The sequence below is a fragment of the Proteus hauseri genome (genome assembly GCF_004116975.1).
Lineage (GTDB): Bacteria > Pseudomonadota > Gammaproteobacteria > Enterobacterales > Enterobacteriaceae > Proteus > Proteus hauseri.
On sequence record NZ_CP026364.1, the window covers coordinates 1,609,509 to 1,625,904 of the forward strand.

The 16,396-nt window shown below is 39.4% G+C and carries 16 protein-coding genes; 7 read left to right on the top strand and 9 right to left on the bottom strand.

What is annotated here, in order from left to right; genetic code table 11:
- Positions 1–1,074 (top strand): glycosyltransferase family 9 protein, encoded by a 1,074-nt coding sequence (locus tag PH4a_RS07260; protein WP_129038890.1) that lies wholly within the window; start codon positions 1–3, stop codon positions 1,072–1,074.
- A 21-nt stretch (positions 1,075–1,095) separates the two neighbouring features.
- Here the strand turns inward: PH4a_RS07260 and rfaC are convergent, their stop codons facing one another.
- Genes rfaC through rfaD form a run of 3 tightly spaced genes read right to left on the bottom strand, consistent with a single transcriptional unit; the run spans position 1,096 to position 4,052 of the window.
- Positions 1,096–2,055 carry a lipopolysaccharide heptosyltransferase RfaC gene (gene rfaC, locus PH4a_RS07265; RefSeq protein ID WP_129038892.1) on the bottom strand — a complete coding sequence of 320 codons (960 nt, stop codon included), beginning with the start codon at positions 2,053–2,055 and terminating at the stop codon, positions 1,096–1,098.
- Complete coding sequence (rfaF, locus tag PH4a_RS07270) at positions 2,052–3,104, bottom strand: ADP-heptose--LPS heptosyltransferase RfaF (RefSeq protein WP_129038894.1); 1,053 nt, start codon at positions 3,102–3,104, stop codon at positions 2,052–2,054. The genes rfaC and rfaF overlap by 4 nt, the downstream gene beginning before the upstream one ends.
- Positions 3,105–3,113: 9 nt before the next feature.
- Positions 3,114–4,052: an ADP-glyceromanno-heptose 6-epimerase gene (rfaD, locus tag PH4a_RS07275; RefSeq protein WP_129038896.1), complete on the bottom strand. Its 939-nt coding sequence runs from the start codon at positions 4,050–4,052 to the stop codon at positions 3,114–3,116.
- 269 nt (positions 4,053–4,321) lie between these two features.
- Between rfaD and PH4a_RS07280 the strand changes: the two genes are divergently transcribed.
- Together PH4a_RS07280 and tdh are read left to right on the top strand one after the other, a co-directional pair.
- Positions 4,322–5,521, top strand: coding sequence for a glycine C-acetyltransferase (locus PH4a_RS07280; RefSeq protein WP_129038898.1), 1,200 nt, complete (start codon positions 4,322–4,324; stop codon positions 5,519–5,521).
- Positions 5,522–5,531: 10 nt separating this feature from the next.
- The gene (tdh, locus tag PH4a_RS07285; RefSeq protein WP_129038900.1) at positions 5,532–6,563 is read left to right on the top strand and encodes an L-threonine 3-dehydrogenase; all 1,032 of its coding nucleotides are present in this window, start codon (positions 5,532–5,534) and stop codon (positions 6,561–6,563) included.
- A gap of 53 nt (positions 6,564–6,616) precedes the next feature.
- Here tdh and PH4a_RS07290 read toward each other — a convergent pair whose 3' ends face one another.
- The 3 genes from PH4a_RS07290 to rimO all read right to left on the bottom strand — a co-directional run bounded on the left by PH4a_RS07290 (position 6,617) and on the right by rimO (position 10,430).
- Complete coding sequence (locus PH4a_RS07290; protein WP_129038902.1) at positions 6,617–7,591, bottom strand: divergent polysaccharide deacetylase family protein; 975 nt, start codon at positions 7,589–7,591, stop codon at positions 6,617–6,619.
- Positions 7,592–7,593: 2 nt separating this feature from the next.
- Positions 7,594–8,886 carry a murein hydrolase activator EnvC gene (envC, locus tag PH4a_RS07295; protein ID WP_129038904.1) on the bottom strand — a complete coding sequence of 431 codons (1,293 nt, stop codon included), beginning with the start codon at positions 8,884–8,886 and terminating at the stop codon, positions 7,594–7,596.
- A gap of 215 nt (positions 8,887–9,101) precedes the next feature.
- Positions 9,102–10,430, bottom strand: coding sequence for a 30S ribosomal protein S12 methylthiotransferase RimO (rimO, locus tag PH4a_RS07300; RefSeq protein WP_129038906.1), 1,329 nt, complete (start codon positions 10,428–10,430; stop codon positions 9,102–9,104).
- 360 nt (positions 10,431–10,790) lie between these two features.
- On the opposite strand from rimO, the gene PH4a_RS07310 reads away from it, so the two are divergent.
- From PH4a_RS07310 to cysE, 4 genes are all read left to right on the top strand, one after another.
- Positions 10,791–11,228 carry a rhodanese-like domain-containing protein gene (locus PH4a_RS07310; RefSeq protein ID WP_064718437.1) on the top strand — a complete coding sequence of 146 codons (438 nt, stop codon included), beginning with the start codon at positions 10,791–10,793 and terminating at the stop codon, positions 11,226–11,228.
- A 69-nt stretch (positions 11,229–11,297) separates the two neighbouring features.
- Positions 11,298–11,762 carry a protein-export chaperone SecB gene (gene secB / locus PH4a_RS07315; RefSeq protein WP_064718438.1) on the top strand — a complete coding sequence of 155 codons (465 nt, stop codon included), beginning with the start codon at positions 11,298–11,300 and terminating at the stop codon, positions 11,760–11,762.
- Positions 11,762–12,781 carry an NAD(P)H-dependent glycerol-3-phosphate dehydrogenase gene (gpsA, locus tag PH4a_RS07320; protein WP_064718439.1) on the top strand — a complete coding sequence of 340 codons (1,020 nt, stop codon included), beginning with the start codon at positions 11,762–11,764 and terminating at the stop codon, positions 12,779–12,781. Before secB ends, gpsA begins: the two co-directional genes overlap by 1 nt.
- Positions 12,782–12,905: 124 nt before the next feature.
- Positions 12,906–13,727 (top strand): serine O-acetyltransferase, encoded by an 822-nt coding sequence (gene cysE / locus PH4a_RS07325; protein ID WP_064718440.1) that lies wholly within the window; start codon positions 12,906–12,908, stop codon positions 13,725–13,727.
- A 137-nt stretch (positions 13,728–13,864) separates the two neighbouring features.
- Here the strand turns inward: cysE and trmL are convergent, their stop codons facing one another.
- From trmL to PH4a_RS07340, 3 genes are read right to left on the bottom strand one after another with little or no spacing between them, the layout of a single operon-like run.
- A complete protein-coding gene (gene trmL / locus PH4a_RS07330; RefSeq protein ID WP_064718441.1) occupies positions 13,865–14,368 on the bottom strand; it encodes a tRNA (uridine(34)/cytosine(34)/5-carboxymethylaminomethyluridine(34)-2'-O)-methyltransferase TrmL in 504 nt (167 codons plus the stop codon).
- A gap of 33 nt (positions 14,369–14,401) precedes the next feature.
- Positions 14,402–15,193 carry a glycosyltransferase family 2 protein gene (locus PH4a_RS07335; protein WP_129038908.1) on the bottom strand — a complete coding sequence of 264 codons (792 nt, stop codon included), beginning with the start codon at positions 15,191–15,193 and terminating at the stop codon, positions 14,402–14,404.
- A 36-nt stretch (positions 15,194–15,229) separates the two neighbouring features.
- A complete protein-coding gene (locus PH4a_RS07340; RefSeq protein ID WP_129038911.1) occupies positions 15,230–16,396 on the bottom strand; it encodes a nucleotide sugar dehydrogenase in 1,167 nt (388 codons plus the stop codon).

A 16,396-nucleotide genomic window follows, 5' to 3' on the forward strand; every position in this document is an offset into this window, starting at 1 on the left:
ATGAAGTTGAAAAAACTGAAATGGGTACATAATTTTTTAACTATCTATAACCCTCTTTTTGGCCGGATGAAAAAAACGGATACTTTTTCATCAGATATTAAATTTAATAGTATTCTTATCTTTTCAACTACGGCATTGGGGGATTTTATGTTCAATACCCCTGCAATTCGGGCTATTCGAGCCCATTATCCAGATGCTCATATCACACTCGTCTCAAGTGAAAAAAATAGATTATTAGTCGAAAATTATGATCAAATAGATAGTGTGATTTATTGGGATAATAAAATTCGAAATTTATTACCTGTTGCATTACAAGCTCGAAAATTTAAACCTGAACTTGCGGTTATTTTGCATTCTCATCTGCCATATGATGTGTTATTTGCGGTGATGTCTGGTTGCCAGTATATATTGCGAACAACTTTCCATGTTATTCCTGAGTGGTTTAAAAAATGGATTGTTGCAGAACATCAGCCACCGGTGTGCCATGTGATCCAAAGTAAGCTCGATATTATTCGTCATTTGGGCATAACCGATGTAGATACAAGCATGGAAATCCCTTGTGAAATAAAACAATTAGCCAAGGATGAAGGTTATATTGTGGGTTTTCAAATGGGGGCTTCAACGGTTGAGCGCAGATGGCCGGTTAAGTCTTTTGTAGAAATGGCACAAAAACTGATTGATATTAATCCATCATTACGGATCCAACTGATAGGCTCACCAAGAGAATTAGAATTACCAGACGAATTCTTTGCATTATTGCCTGAAAAATATCATAGAAATATTATCAACCTAGTAGGTAAAACTTCATTACCTGATTTATTAAGTTATATTAATATAATGGATGTATTAGTGACGGGAGATACAGGGCCATTACATTTAGCTATCGCGTTAAAAGTGCCTACTGTGAGTTTATTTGCAACCGCCGATCCTAAATGGACAGGCCCTTATCAAGACCTTCATTTACATACGATTATTGATAAAAAAGCAAAACATAATGAAGACGTTAATACTTCTATGGATCTTATTACCGTGGATGAAGTTTTTAATGCGGTTGATAAAACACTAAAGGATTAGTTTCCTTTAGTGTTGATAATGTTAAGAGTTAAGGGTATGGACAACTTGTTGTGGCGTGATCGACACAATATCTCCATCTTCCGCTTTCAGTGCTGTTTGTGCCTTGCCATATCCGCCGATAAGTCCGGGGTCAGTAGGGCCAAATAGAGTGATGTTAGGTTTGTCTAATGCCGCCGTTAAATGGCTTAATCCTGTATCGACAGAAACCACACTTTTAGCCCCTGCAATCACTTGAGCTACTTGTGCAAGTGACATTTTAGGTAGTACATCAACATAATCAAATCCCTGAGCTAAGCGTATTGCGCGCTGGTGCTCGTGTTCTGCACCCCAAGGTAATTTAATACGTAAACCCGAATCAGCAAGTAACCCGATTAACTCGCGCCAATGGGATTCAGGCCAATGTTTTTCGTCACGAGTCGTTGCGTGTAAAAACACTAAATAAGGATGTTCATCAAATGCGGGAAGTGACAGAAAATGTGATGCAATACCATAATCGCCATGAGATTGCGGCAATGGATAGTTCAAACTTAATGCAAATAGTTGGCGAATACGCTCAACAGCATGCATTTTTTTACTGACATCGTGGCGAATATCGTAAAAAAAACTGGCTAAAGGTTCACGTGCGCTTAGTCGTGAATAGCCGTGTTTAGTGCCTTTGGCATAACGAGTTACTAGAAATGCGCTTTTAAGTAAGCCTTGAGCATCAATTACAGTGTCATAATGATGAGCTTGAATCGCTTGGCGGAATTGAGCCCGTTCAGCACGAATAGGCGCACTAAACCAATTTTTGCGCCAACGGCGTATTGCGACAGGAATTACGCTATCTACCGCACTATGCCAACTTGGAATTTGAGCAAAACCTTCTTCAACAGCCCAATCAAAGCGGATATCAGGATACGCCTGTAACGCATCCGTCAATGCTGGCAAAGTATGTAATACATCGCCCATAGAAGATGTTTTTACGATTAAAACCCGCTTCATTTTGATGATCCCGTTGAAAACAGGTTTTCTAGTTCGGCAAAAACTTGCTCAGGCTGAATATCAATTAAGCTTTGGTGATAACCTTGTTCTGCATCCCCTTTACGAACCTTGTGATAACCCGTAATTAAACGAATAACGCGCGCTTTATGGGATAACGGTGGCGTGAAATCTGGACTACTTGGGCCATAAAGTGCGACTAATGGGCGATCTAGTGCGGCAGCAATATGCATTAAACCTGAGTCATTAGAAACAACTGCTTTACAGGATGCTAATAAGTTAACCGCCTGCTCAAGGGATGTTTCTCCCGCAAGATTAAAGCAGGCTTCGCGTGCTTGTGGTGTCAGCGTTTGTTTTATTTCGTCGCCCGCCTCTTTGTCTTTTTGAGAGCCAAAGAGGAAAACCTGATAGCCCTGCTCTGTGATGAGCTTTTGAGCTAATGCCGCATAATGATAATGAGGCCAACGTTTTGCTGGGCCAAACTCAGCGCCAGGACAAAAACCTATTGCAGGGCGCTGTGTTGGTAATGAAAATGCATTTAATGTGGTGGTGATATCATTATCGGCAACAGCTAACTTAGGCCATAGTAAAGGCTGAGGTAAATCAGTTGCTTTTTGGACTTTTTGTTTATCATAAGCAAGAGCCACATAACGTTCTACCATAAGCGGAAATGCATCTTTATCGAGAGGGCGTAAATCATTTAATAACCCGTAACGCATTTCACCACGCCAACCTGTACGCTTAGGTATATCTGCAAAAAACGGTACTAAAGCAGATTTAAACGAGTTAGGCAGTACATAGGCGTGCGTATAACCGTTCTCTTTTAATTGTTTACCTAAGCGACGACGCTCACCTATTGCTAAAGCACCGTGGCCTAATGGCATCGGAATGGCTTGATTTACTTCGGGCATTTTTTCTAATAACGGACGACACCATGCAGGCGCCATCACATCAATAGTTGCTGCCGGATGTAATGCTTTTAGTGTGCGATATAGGCTTTGGGACATCATCATATCCCCAACCCATGAAGGACCAACCACAAAGATTTTCATAAACGACGATTATTTATCCTGATTTAACCATTGCATATAAAGAGCAACACCTTCAGCGACGGTTTTAAACGGTGCGGTATAACCTGCTTTACGTAAATTCGTCAGATCAGCTTGGGTAAATGCTTGGTAGCGACCTTTTAATTTTTCAGGAAATTCAATATGTTCGATAGAAAGATCTTTATCAGTATGATAAGCAATAACCGCATTAGCAACCGCTTGGAATGATTCTGCGCGACCTGTACCACAGTTAAAAATACCGGATACATTATTACGCCAGAACCATAAATTGACTGCGGCAACATCACCAACATAAATAAAGTCGCGCTGGAATATTTCGCTACCTTCAAATAGTTTTGGATTTTGCCCATCATTGACTTGGTTATTTAAATGAAAAGCAACACTGGCCATGCCGCCTTTATGTCCCTCACGTGGGCCATAAACATTAAAATAACGGAAGCCACAAATCATTGATTCGGCATCAGGTAAAATTTGACGCACATATTCATCAAATAAGAATTTTGAGTAACCATAAACATTTAATGGTGCTTCAAATTTTCTTTCTTCAATAAAGTTATCAGTACGGCCACCATAAGTTGCGGCAGAAGAGGCATATAAGAATGGAATTTTGCGCTCAAGGCAAAAATGGAGTAGCTCTTTTGAATATTGATAGTTGTTATCCATCATATATTTGCCATCCCACTCAGTGGTAGAAGAGCAAGCACCTTCATGGAAAACAGCATCGATATCGCCAAAATCATCGCCTGCAACAACGCTGGCAATAAAGTCTTCTTTATCCATGTAATCAGTGATATCAAGATCAACTAAATTTACGAATTTAGTGCCATCTTTAAGATTATCAACGACTAAAATATCAGTATAACCTTCATCATTTAATGCTTTAACAATATTGCTGCCGATAAAACCTGCACCGCCAGTGACGATAATCATATGGCTACCCCTTCATATAAAATCTAAAAATGAGTTCTAGATCTATAATAACACTGAACAGTCTTAACGGTAGTATTCATCATGGAAGAACAGACTGAAACTGACGAAAAAGTTAGTGCATATTAGTGATCTTAATTACATAAATAACATTATTTATTTACATTTGTCGTTTTTAATAGAACAAAGACATAGAATAAGAAACAATATTGACTAGTTTGTAGTCAAATTTTAAATCTTACCCTTTTTCGCCAGTGGTCTTAGGAGAAAATATGTCTACCCATTCTTTCTATCAGCAAATTAATCAACAACTAGAACAAACGCGTCAAGATGGCTTATTTAAAAATGAGCGCATTATCACCTCTTCGCAAAGTGCTGATATTGCCGTTGCTGACGGCAGTCATGTTATAAATTTCTGTGCTAATAACTATTTAGGTTTAGCTAACCATCCCAAATTAATTGAAGCTGCAAAAGCAGGCATGGACAGTCACGGGTTTGGTATGGCTTCTGTGCGTTTTATCTGTGGTACTCAAGACTCACATAAAACATTAGAAAACAAAATTGCTGAGTTTTTAGGTACGGAAGATGCCATTTTATATTCTTCTTGTTTTGATGCGAATGGTGGGTTGTTTGAAACGCTAATGGGACCAGAAGATGCCATTATTTCTGATGCATTAAACCATGCTTCTATTATCGATGGTGTGCGTTTATGTAAAGCAAAACGCTATCGTTATGCCAACAACAATATGGTTGAGTTAAAAGCTCAGTTAGAAAAAGCCAAAGCTGATAATGCTCGTCATATCATGATCGCAACAGACGGTGTGTTTTCTATGGATGGCGTCATTGCTGATCTTAAAAGTATTTGTGATTTAGCGGATGAATACGGCGCATTAGTGATGGTTGATGATTCGCATGCGGTTGGCTTTGTTGGTGCACAAGGTCGTGGTACTCATGAATATTGTGATGTAATGGATAGAGTCGACATTATCACAGGGACTTTGGGTAAAGCTTTAGGTGGCGCGTCGGGTGGATATACCGCAGCACGTAAAGAAGTGGTTGAATGGTTACGTCAGCGTTCTCGTCCTTATTTATTCTCAAATTCATTGGCTCCCGCAATAGTTGCAGCTTCTATCGCTGTGCTAGAAATGTTGAAGTCTGGTGATGAAATTCGTTCGCGTTTATGGCGCAATGCTGCGCTTTTCCGTGAAAAAATGAGTGCTGCTGGTTTTACATTAGCAGGTGCTGATCATGCAATTATTCCGGTCATGTTAGGTGATGCGAAATTAGCACAAGAGTTTGCGACTCGTTTACTCGATGAAGGTATTTACGTTACAGGATTTTTCTATCCTGTTGTGCCGCAAGGACAAGCGCGTATTCGTACACAAATGTCAGCAGCACATAGCACAGAACAAATTGAACGAGCTGTTGCAGCGTTTATTAAAATTGGTAAACAACTGAATGTGATTGCATAAGGTCCTCACTATGAAAGCACTGTCAAAATTAAAAGCGCAACAAGGCATCTGGATGACAGATGTGCCAGTACCTGAGTTAGGTCATAATGATGTAATGATCAAAATTCGCAAAACAGCAATTTGTGGCACTGATGTTCATATTTATAACTGGGATGAATGGTCTCAAAAAACAATTCCTGTACCTATGGTTGTGGGTCATGAATATATCGGTGAAATAGTCGCGATAGGGCAAGAGGTAAAAGGCTTTAATATTGGTGATCGTGTCTCTGGTGAAGGGCATATCACTTGTGGACATTGTCGAAATTGTCGTGGTGGTCGTACGCATTTATGCCGCAATACCATTGGTGTGGGTGTTAATCGTCCGGGTTGTTTCGCTGAGTATCTTGTTATTCCTGCTTTTAATGCGTTTAAAATTCCAGACAATATTCCTGATGAATTAGCGGCGATTTTCGACCCATTTGGCAATGCAGTGCACACGGCATTATCTTTTGATTTAGTAGGTGAAGATGTGCTTGTTTCCGGGGCAGGACCTATCGGAATTATGGCTGCTGCCATTTGTAAGCACGTTGGGGCTCGCCATGTTGTTATTACTGATGTTAATGAATATCGCCTTGATCTAGCGAAAAAAATGGGTGTAACCCGTGCGGTAAATGTCAGCAAAGAAAACCTGACTGATGTGATGAAAGAGCTGGGTATGACAGAAGGTTTTGATGTGGGTTTAGAGATGTCAGGGGCACCCGCTGCGTTTCGTACCATGCTGAGTACCATGAATCATGGTGGTCGTATTGCGTTGCTTGGTATTCCGCCTTCAGATATGGCGATAGATTGGGGGCAAGTTATCTTTAAAGGTTTGTTTATTAAAGGTATCTATGGTCGCGAGATGTTTGAAACTTGGTATAAAATGGCTGCACTGATTCAGTCGGGTCTTGACCTTACGCCGATTATTACTCATGAATTTCCAATTGATGAGTTCCAAAAAGGTTTTGATATCATGCGTTCGGGTCAATCAGGCAAAGTGATTTTAGATTGGAAATCAAATTAAACCTAGCTTGATAGAACAGTGATTAAGAGTCCGTATTGACGGACTCTTTTTATTTACTGAGCCGTATCTTCACTGTTGTTAGCAGGTTTGGGCATTATTTTTTTATCCGACTCAGGTGTAGAGAGGCTTTTAGAGAACACCTTTATTAAGGTGCTCTGTTTCATTGATATAATTGCTTGATGTGCTGGTTTTAACCATGACGCTGGTTTTGGTGCTTGAGGTTGCTCTGGTATTGGTTCTTTTTCGGGTGTTTTGGGTTGTTCTGGTTGGATTGGTTTAATGGGTTGTGATTTTAGGAGCGCGCTGGGCGCTACCAGTTGAATATCAGCAGGTAATAGAGGTAGCTGTTGTTGTAATGCTCTTACTGTGGATGGGTGAGGGTGACCTATCGCAATTGCTGAACCATTTTTACGTGCTAAAGCAATGGCTCGCGCTAACTGTTGGCGAGTTTCTGCTTCTGTTTGTACGTTATCTAAAAACACATGACGGCGCAAAGAAGGAACACCCGCTGCTTTTGCTGCTATCGCAGCCTGAGTGTTGCCAATAGTCACACTATCTAAAAAATAAAGATTAGAATGGTTTAGTGCTTTAATGACTCTATCCATTGCTTGTCTATCAGATGTCATCGCACTTCCCATATGATTATTCATTCCCACAGCATAAGGTACGTTATTAATAGCATGTTGAATAATACGGTTAATTTCGTCTTGTCCCATGCTGGGTTTTAATGTATCGCGCTCTAAAGGTTGTTTACTAATAGGCGCCATTGGCATGTGGATGAGAATTTCTCTACCTTGCTGATGTGCTTTATTTGCAACTATTTTTCCATGCGGCGAATCAGGTAAAATCGCAATAGAGACAGCGGTTGGAAGTTGTAATATTTGATTGTCTTCTTTAGTGCGATAACCAAAATCATCAATCACAATGGCTAACTGAGCAGCTATTGTGGGTGTCGTTAATACTAAACTTAATAGTATTAAACGAGTTATCCAAGATGTTACATGTTGTAATGCACTAAAAAATAGCAAAACTACCTCCCAAGCCAAGGGAGCGGGTTAACCGCTTTCCCTTGACGTCTGATTTCAAAATAGAGTGCTGAACGTTCTTGCCCACCACTATTACCAACTAATGCGATAGGCTGCCCGGCTTTAACTTGTTGACCTACGTTAACTAGTGCGCTTTGGTTATAACCATAAAGGCTCATATCCCCTTTACCATGTTCTACAACGACCACTAAACCATAGCCTTGTAGCCAGTCAGCAAGTAGAACGCGACCATCAGCAATGGCTTTAACTTCAGTGCCTTGTGCTGCGGGTATAACTATACCTTTCCAGCGTAATTCACCTGAGCCTGAAATTGATTCACCAAAGCGATGTAATAAAGAACCTCGAATTGGCCAAATAGCTTGCCCCGCAGGTTTACCTAAGCCCCCAGTTCGAGACATCAACGATTGCTCTTCTGCGGTTGGTTTATATGTTGACCCACGTTGTTGGGCTTCTCGTTGTTTTGCCGCAATACGTGCTGCTTCTCTGGCTTCTCGTTCTGCGCGAGCTTTTGCTTCTCGTTCTGCTTGTGCAATTTTATTTCTTAATTGCGCTTCGTTAGCCCGCATGGTGGCTAAATTGCGCTGGTCTTCTTTTAATGTTGACTCAAGCTGAGTGAGTATTTTTTGGCGAGCGGTTAGTGCATTATCAAGTTTTTGCTTTTCTTGTTGTTGTTTTGTGAGAACTTGTTTTTGCTCGTTTTGCTTAGCTTGTTGTGCCGCTTTTTCAACTTCAAGTTCTTTTGATGTTTGTGCTAACTGCACCATAGTTTCTTTACGCGCATCATTAATATAGCTGTAATACGCTAAAATACGTTCTTCTCGTTGGCCATCTTCACCACGAAAAAGTAGTTCGATACCTTGGTGCTTTCCTTGGCGATAAGCGGCGTCCATCTGGTGAGATAATAACTCTTGTTGTGAATTATATTGTTTTTGCAGTCGAGCAATATTCGCTGTAATTGTTTTTATTTCTTTTGCCAAGGTTTGCAAGCGACTTTGTGTTTCATGAACAGAACGCCCCGCATGAGATATTTGTGTTTCTTGAGTTTTTAGTTGTGTTAATAAAGAGGTGCGTTGCTTTTGTTGTTCTTGAACTTGTTTTTCTTTTTCAGCAATGGTGGTTTGAAGATCTTTAAGCTGATTACGGTTATCCGTTAATGTATTGGCAAAAACGTTGGTTGCAGAGAATAAAGAGGTGCTAATAAGCAACGTGATTAACGGTAACGAAAATACACGAGAAGGCTGATACATTTTTTTTTGAAGATCCTTTTTCTCTGCCATCTGACCAAAGTACCCTTAATAACAGTTTGTAAGATTATTCCATGTCACTCATCAACTGACCAGTTAACAGGAAATAAAGACGTAATTTCAGATAATACTTAACAAGTAATCTATTTAATTAATACGAGATTATAAAGCAATAATAGTCGGTAAGAGGAAAAAGAGGTTATCAGTGTGACAGCGCAATAGAATATTACGCTGTCGAGATAGAGAAATTATTCGACGATAGTGCCCCAAAGGTCATATTCATCAGCATGTTCAATCAGAACTCGTACTATTTGTCCTGGTTCAACATCAAATTGCTCATTAAGATACACTGTGCCGTCAATTTCGGGTGCATCTGCCATACTACGACCTATCGCACCTTCTTCATCAACTTCATCAATCATTACCAGTAGTGTTTTACCAATTTTTTCTTGCAAACGTTCTGTTGAGATTTGCTGTTGTAATTGCATAAAACGGTGATAACGCTCTTCTTTAACATCTTCGGGGATTTGGTCTGGTAATTCGTTAGCTTTTGCACCATCAACGGGGCTGTATTTAAAACAGCCGACTCTGTCTAAGCGTGCTTCAGTTAAGAAATCCAACAACATTTGAAAATCTTCTTCTGTTTCACCAGGAAAACCAACAATAAAAGTTGAACGCAGTGTTAGCTCGGGACAAATCTCACGCCAGCGCTTTACGCGCTCTAGTGTACGTTCAACAGAACCCGGACGTTTCATTAGTTTTAAAACTTTAGGGCTTGCATGTTGTAAAGGGATATCTAAATAAGGCAGAATTTTCCCTTCAGCCATTAATGGAATAACATCATCCACATGAGGATAAGGGTAAACGTAGTGCAAACGTACCCAAATACCTAATTTTGCTAGTTGTTCGCATAAACTTGTCATGCTGGTTTTTACGGGCATTCCATCCCAAAAACCTGTTTGATGTTTGGTATCAACACCATAAGCTGAAGTATCTTGGGAGATAACCAGTAACTCTTTTACGCCAGCATTGACCAATCTTTTGGCTTCATTTAATACATCTCCAATAGGACGGCTATCTAAATCGCCACGCATAGAAGGAATAATGCAGAACGTGCAACGATGATTACAGCCTTCTGAGATTTTTAAATAAGCATAATGGCGGGGAGTTAATTTAACCCCTTGTTCGGGCACAAGGCTAACAAAAGGATTGTGATCAGGTTTTGGTACATAATGATGAATATGTGATAAAACTTGCTCATAACTATGAGGACCCGTGATTTCTAGCACTTTAGGGTGCACTTCACGAATTTGGTTTTCTTTTGCACCTAAGCAGCCAGTAACAATAACTTTCCCGTTTTCATTGAGCGCTTCACCAATTGCCTCAAGGGATTCTTGTACTGCACTGTCAATAAAACCACAGGTGTTGACGATGACTAAATCAGCATCATTATAGGTAGGAACAACGTGGTAACCTTCTGTACGCAGTTCGGTTAGGATACGTTCAGAGTCCACTAAGTTTTTCGGACAACCTAAAGAAACGAATCCAATTTTGGGCACTTGATTTGTTTGCGACATGCTCGTGTTCTCAATACTTTTAAATAAATAACAGATAGTTGCTTTATCTCAGACAGGTGCAAAATCTTACGCAGAAAGTGGTTTTCTTACGTAGAATAGCCATTATTGTGGGTGCGGGTTTCTTAATAGCTTGCCTGAAGAGGGATCCTGTGGAGTGGAAAGAAGTGAACCTTCCGAATCTTCTTCATAGGATTATCCGGTACTAATGGTACAGAAATCCGTCAATAAAAAAAATGATTGTTGAGAAACTTTCCGCAAAAACTGCAAGAGAAAATAAGGAATAGGCTGTAATTGCGCCATTACAAAGGTATACTTTGGCTCTTTGATACTATTTTTAACCAACGAGAGTGATTGCATCCTATGCTGCAAGAAGTAATGCAATTTTTCAACCGGCACACCCTGTTAAGTTTTGTTTGGGTTGCGCTGCTGGTGGCGGTCATTGTGCTGACCTTTAAAGGGCTTTTTTCAAAAACGAAAAATATCTCCCGTACAGAAGCTATTTCTTTGATAAATAAAGAGGGTGCGGTGTGTGTTGATATCCGTAGCCGTGATGAGTTCCGCAAAGGACACATCATTGATTCTATCAATTTAACACCTTCTGAAATCAAAGATAACAATATTGCTGAGCTGGAGAAATATAAATCACAGCCAGTTATTGTTGTCTCTCCATCAGGTATGGAAGGTGCAAAACCAGCCGAAAGCCTAACTAAACTCGGTTTTGAAAAGGTCTTTATTTTAAAAGATGGCCTTTCAGGCTGGAGTGGTGAGAATTTACCACTTGCTAAGGGCAAAAAATAACGAGCGGGCAGATTGAGTTCTATACTTACTGCTATTCAATTAATAAGGATATAAAAAGGTAAGATTATTATGTCAGAACAGCAAAACCAAGAGATGACTTTTCAAATTCAACGTATTTATACAAAAGATATCTCTTTTGAAGCGCCTAATGCCCCACAAGTTTTCCAAAAAGAGTGGCAACCAGAAGTTAAATTAGATCTTGATACTTCTTCTAATACTTTAGCTGAAAATGTTTATGAAGTTATTCTGCGCGTAACTGTTACTGCAACTATGGATGACGAAACGGCATTCCTGTGTGAAGTTCAACAAGCAGGTATCTTCACTGTTGAAGGTATTGAAGGAACGCAACTGGCTCATTGTTTAGGTGCATATTGCCCGAATGTTCTGTTCCCTTATGCTCGTGAATGTATCACTAACTTAGTTAGCCGTGGTACTTTCCCACAACTGAATTTAGCACCTGTTAACTTTGATGCGCTGTTTATGAACTATTTACAGCAACAGGATGCACCAAATGCAGGAGTTGAAGAAGCTTAATGAACAATGCTTCTATGACAGTTATCGGTGCCGGATCATACGGCACCGCTTTAGCGATTACACTGGCACGCAATGGTCATGACGTTGTGCTTTGGGGTCATGATCCTGCGCATGTTGCTGCACTAGAGCAGGCGCGTTGTAATCAGGCTTTTCTGCCGGATGTTTCTTTTCCTGATAGTTTACATATGGAAGCTTCTTTGCAAAAGGCGATAGAAGCGAGCCGTAATATTCTGGTTGTGATCCCAAGTCATGTTTTTGGTGATGTATTGCAACAGATCAAACCCTTTTTACGTCAGGATGCGCGTGTAGTTTGGGCGACAAAAGGACTTGAAGCACACACCGGCCGTTTGTTGCAAGATGTGGCGCGTGAAGTATTAGGTAATGAAATCCCATTAGCAGTTATATCTGGCCCAACTTTTGCTAAAGAGCTTGCTGCGGGCTTACCAACGGCTATTTCTGTTGCTTCAACGGACAACGCTTTTTCTGAAGAACTTCAGCAACTTTTCCACTGTGGTAAAAGTTTCCGCGTGTATAAAAATCCTGATTTTATTGGTGTGCAATTAGGTGGCGCAGTTAAAAACGTTATCGCAATTGGTGCAGGTATGTCTGATGGTATGGGATTTGGCGCGAATGCGCGTACCGCATTAATTACGCGTGGTCTTGCTGAGATGAGCCGTTTAGGTAAAGCCTTAGGTGCAGATGCAGCAACGTTTATGGGGATGGCAGGTTTAGGTGACTTAGTTTTAACCTGTACTGATAACCAATCACGTAACCGCCGTTTTGGTATGATGCTAGGCCAAGGTATTGATGTAGATGCTGCGCAAGAAGCCATTGGTCAGGTTGTTGAAGGTTATCGTAACACTAAGGAAGTTCGAGCATTAGCAGAACAAGTTGGTGTTGAAATGCCTATAACAGAGCAGATCTACCAGATTTTATATCAGCATAAAGATGTGAAAGAGGCAGCATTAGCTTTATTAGGACGGGCAACAAAAGATGAAGTGGACAGCTCGTTATTCTAAGCTTATTTTAAAGCACGAGATGTTCCCAATATCTACGTATATCCATATTAGTTGTAAGTCTATAAATGCCCATTAAAGCCTAAGTCCAGACTTAGGCTTTAATGTAAAAATAATGAGAGTGAGTATGTCACTAGAAGAACTAAAACGAGTCTGGGATCATATTAAAAGTGAAGCAAGAGCGTTAGCAGATTGCGAGCCTATCTTGGCAAGTTTTTTCCATGCAACACTCCTTAAACATGAAAATCTCGGTAGCGCATTAAGTTATATGCTAGCCAATAAATTGGCAACGCCAACCATGCCGGCTATTGCTGTGCGTGAGATTGTTGAGGATGCTTATCGCAGTGATATTTCTATGATTGAGTCTGCGGCTTATGATATTTCAGCTGTTCGTTTACGTGATCCTGCGGTTGATAAATACTCCACTCCATTACTTTATTTAAAGGGATTTCACGCCTTACAAGCTTATCGTATTGCTCATTGGTTGTGGCAACAAGAGCGCAAAGCACTCGCGATTTATTTACAAAACCAGATTTCAGTTTCTTTTGGTGTAGATATTCACCCAGCAGCCTGTATTGGGCATGGCATTATGCTTGATCATGCAACAGGCATTGTGATTGGTGAAACCGCAGTTGTTGAGAATGATGTTTCTATTTTGCAATCTGTTACATTAGGCGGAACAGGTAAAACGGGCGGAGATCGTCACCCCAAAGTACGCGAAGGTGTAATGATTGGTGCGGGTGCTAAAATTCTTGGCAATATTGAGATTGGACGAGGCGCTAAAATTGGTGCTGGTTCTGTGGTTTTACATGCAGTACCTGCGCATACCACGGTTGCGGGTGTACCGGCTCGTATTGTAGGACGTCCAACAAGTGATAAACCGTCATTCGATATGGATCAGCATTTTAATGGTTCTATGTCTGGTTTTGAGTGTGGCGATGGTATTTAGAATATAAAAAAGGCGCATATCATTAGATATAGCGCCTTTTTGTTACTTTGATTTTATAAAGATAAAATTAAATAAGAAGCATAAGCCGACATTAAAAATAAGTTTTGTTTAAATACGACTTATATCACCGATTAGATTTAATCTCTAAGCAAAGCGCCGGGGTAACCCAACTGCCGCCAAGCTTCAAACACCACAACCGCAACAGTATTAGATAAATTCATACTACGGCTTTCTGCAAGCATAGGAACTCGGATTTTTTGCTGCATTGGCATATTATCCAACACATAAGGCGGCAAACCACGAGTTTCAGGGCCAAATAATAAGTAATCACCATCTTTATAACTAACGTTACTATGTGCTGGCTGACCTTTTGTGGTTAAAGCAAATAACCGAGCACCAGTAGGTGACTGTGCATTATCAGGACTTAATCCTTCGCTTTCTAAAAAAGCATAATAATCGTGATGTTGTTTAATATCAGCAAACTCACGATAATCAAGCCCTGCACGACGTAAGCGCTTATCATCCCAAGTAAAACCCAGAGGCTGAATTAAATGAAGATGAAAACCTGTGTTTGCACACAGGCGGATGATATTACCCGTATTGGGTGGAATTTCGGGTTCAAATAAGACGATATTGAGCATATTAAGCCTAAGATAGGGCATTAAGAATGAGTGCTATTTTAGAACACCTATTTTTTTAGCTAAAGATGGAAATTTAGATCTAAAAAAACCATTGAAAGCATAATGAGAGAAATAATAAATAGAATGAAAAATATTTAATTTTTCTTCTTCTCTATAAATTCTCCATTGATATTTTGCAGCATCAAGTTTATTAGAAGAAATTGAGTTTTCTCTTATGTTATAAGAGCCTAAAGATTCATTTATTCCATAAGCATAGGGAGTTTGTTTCAATAATTTCAGCCACAATGCGTAATCTTGTCTTTTTCTAATTGAGGGCATAGCGAAATCAGTAAATTTATGTTTATCAAACATTACTGTTAAACAACCAATAGAACAGACTTTTAGCATATCTGAATAGCTTACTTTTTCAGGTACCCCAATTTTACAGATAAACGTATTATCTTCATAAACCCTATCATAGGCTGAAAAACAAAAATCTATGTTATTAGATAACATAAAGTTAAGCTGTTTTTCTAGTTTATCCTCTCGCCAAGAATCATCACTATCTAGAAAGCAAATAAAACGACCGCTAGATACCGATAAACCTCTATTACGAGTAATTCCTGCACCTTGATTAATATCGTTTTTTAATATCTTTATTCTTTCATCATCATAAGAAGAGATTATTTCAATAGTGTTATCATTAGAACAATCATCAATAATAACTAATTCAAAGTTTTTATAAGTTTGCTTAAGAACGGATTCTATGGACTTCCTTATATATTCACCAGAATTGTAGGATGGCATAATGATAGATATTAAAAAATTAGTGTTTTTAGATAACATCAGAACTACTGCCTAATCTGAAAGGGAATATATAAATTAATCGTTACCAAATAGGTCACGAGTATAAACTTTTTCTTCAACATCATTTAATGCAGAAGCCATTCTATTGGTAATGATAACATCAGAAATAGCTTTAAATTCATTTAGATCGTTGATTAATTTTGAATTAAAGAAGGTTTCTTCTTGCATTTCTGGTTCATAAATCACCACTTCAATACCTTTGGCTTTAATGCGTTTCATAATGCCTTGGATTGACGATGAGCGGAAATTGTCAGAACCCGATTTCATGATTAAACGATATACACCTACAACTTTAGGTGATTTCGCAATAATGGAGTCTGCAATAAAATCTTTACGAGTACGATTAGCTTCAACGATAGCACCAATAATATTATTAGGCACAGATTCGTAGTTAGCTAATAGTTGCTTAGTGTCTTTTGGTAAGCAATAGCCGCCATAACCGAATGATGGGTTATTGTAGTGATTACCAATGCGAGGGTCTAAACAAACGCCTTCAATAATTTGTTTTGCATTTAAGCCGTAAGCTTGTGCATAGCTATCGAGTTCATTGAAGTAAGAAACACGTAATGCAAGATAAGTATTAGCAAATAATTTGATTGCTTCTGCTTCTGTTGAGTCAGTATAAAGCACATCAATATCTTTTTTCTGTGCGCCTTCAACTAACAGATTTGCAAAGGTTTCTGCTCTTTCTGAACGCTCACCAATCACGATACGAGAAGGGTAAAGATTATCGTAAAGCGCACGGCCTTCGCGTAAAAATTCAGGAGAAAATATAATGTTCTCAGTATTATATTTCTCTCTCATTTCTTTAGTAAAACCAACCGGAATGGTTGATTTAATAATCATTGTGGTGTGTGGATTATATTCTAAAACGTCACGAATAACCGACTCGACAGATGAGGTGTTAAAGTAGTTGGTTTTAGGATCATAATCGGTCGGCGTTGCGATAATAACAAAATCAGCATCTTGGTAAGCAGTTGTTTTATCCAAAGTCGCTGTGAAGTCGAGTTCTTTTGTAGCTAAAAACTCTTCGATTTCTTTATCTGAAATTGGCGAGATTTTTTTATTGAGTAATTCGACTTTTTCTTTATTGATATCTAACGCAATAACTTTGTTATTTTGGGAAAGAAGGATCCCGTTAGATAGACCGACATAGCCGGTTCCTGATATGGTGATTTTCAT

Bases quoted from the DNA above. Each gene is read 5' to 3' on its own strand.
- PH4a_RS07260 (WP_129038890.1), top strand. From the start codon at position 1: ATGAAGTTGAAAAAACTGAAATGGGTACATAATTTTTTAACTATCTAT.
- rfaC (WP_129038892.1), bottom strand. From the start codon at position 2,055: ATGAAGCGGGTTTTAATCGTAAAAACATCTTCTATGGGCGATGTATTA.
- rfaF (WP_129038894.1), bottom strand. From the start codon at position 3,104: ATGAAAATCTTTGTGGTTGGTCCTTCATGGGTTGGGGATATGATGATG.
- rfaD (WP_129038896.1), bottom strand. From the start codon at position 4,052: ATGATTATCGTCACTGGCGGTGCAGGTTTTATCGGCAGCAATATTGTT.
- PH4a_RS07280 (WP_129038898.1), top strand. From the start codon at position 4,322: ATGTCTACCCATTCTTTCTATCAGCAAATTAATCAACAACTAGAACAA.
- tdh (WP_129038900.1), top strand. From the start codon at position 5,532: ATGAAAGCACTGTCAAAATTAAAAGCGCAACAAGGCATCTGGATGACA.
- envC (WP_129038904.1), bottom strand. From the start codon at position 8,886: ATGGCAGAGAAAAAGGATCTTCAAAAAAAAATGTATCAGCCTTCTCGT.
- rimO (WP_129038906.1), bottom strand. From the start codon at position 10,430: ATGTCGCAAACAAATCAAGTGCCCAAAATTGGATTCGTTTCTTTAGGT.
- PH4a_RS07310 (WP_064718437.1), top strand. From the start codon at position 10,791: ATGCTGCAAGAAGTAATGCAATTTTTCAACCGGCACACCCTGTTAAGT.
- secB (WP_064718438.1), top strand. From the start codon at position 11,298: ATGTCAGAACAGCAAAACCAAGAGATGACTTTTCAAATTCAACGTATT.
- gpsA (WP_064718439.1), top strand. From the start codon at position 11,762: ATGAACAATGCTTCTATGACAGTTATCGGTGCCGGATCATACGGCACC.
- cysE (WP_064718440.1), top strand. From the start codon at position 12,906: ATGTCACTAGAAGAACTAAAACGAGTCTGGGATCATATTAAAAGTGAA.
- trmL (WP_064718441.1), bottom strand. From the start codon at position 14,368: ATGCTCAATATCGTCTTATTTGAACCCGAAATTCCACCCAATACGGGT.
- PH4a_RS07335 (WP_129038908.1), bottom strand. From the start codon at position 15,193: ATGTTATCTAAAAACACTAATTTTTTAATATCTATCATTATGCCATCC.
- PH4a_RS07340 (WP_129038911.1), bottom strand. From the start codon at position 16,396: ATGAAAATCACCATATCAGGAACCGGCTATGTCGGTCTATCTAACGGG.